A 328-nucleotide genomic window follows, 5' to 3' on the forward strand; every position below is an offset into this window, starting at 1 on the left:
TGGACCTGTCACGTATTTGTGCCGCCCCCAGTGCTCGTTTAGGCCACTTGGCGTTCGAAAGCCAAGGGACTTTTGCCTCCCAATGCTGAGTGCCGACGGCGCGGGTTATAGAAGCCGTTGATGTATTGGAAGATGGCGGTTTCGGCCTGGCGTCGGGTCTGCCATGCGCGTCGCCAGATCAGCTCGGCCTTGATGGTCTTGAAGAAGGTTTCGACTGCGGCGTTGTCATAGCAGTTGCCTTTGCCGCTCATCGACACCTTGAAGTCATGCTCGCGCAGGACCTTCTGATAGTCGTGTGAGCAGTATTGGCTGCCGCGGTCGCTGTGGA

At 57.9% G+C, this 328-nt stretch carries 1 protein-coding gene; it reads right to left on the minus strand.

The genetic code is table 11. The annotated features are described in order from the left end of the window. Positions 1 to 38: 38 nt before the first annotated feature. Positions 39 to 328, minus strand: a 290-nt coding sequence (locus ACK8OU_RS20535; RefSeq protein WP_410305176.1) for an IS3 family transposase, incomplete at its 5' end; no start/stop codon positions are given.

The sequence above is a fragment of the Pontitalea aquivivens genome (assembly GCF_046507575.1).
Taxonomy (GTDB): domain Bacteria; phylum Pseudomonadota; class Alphaproteobacteria; order Rhodobacterales; family Rhodobacteraceae; genus Pontitalea; species Pontitalea aquivivens.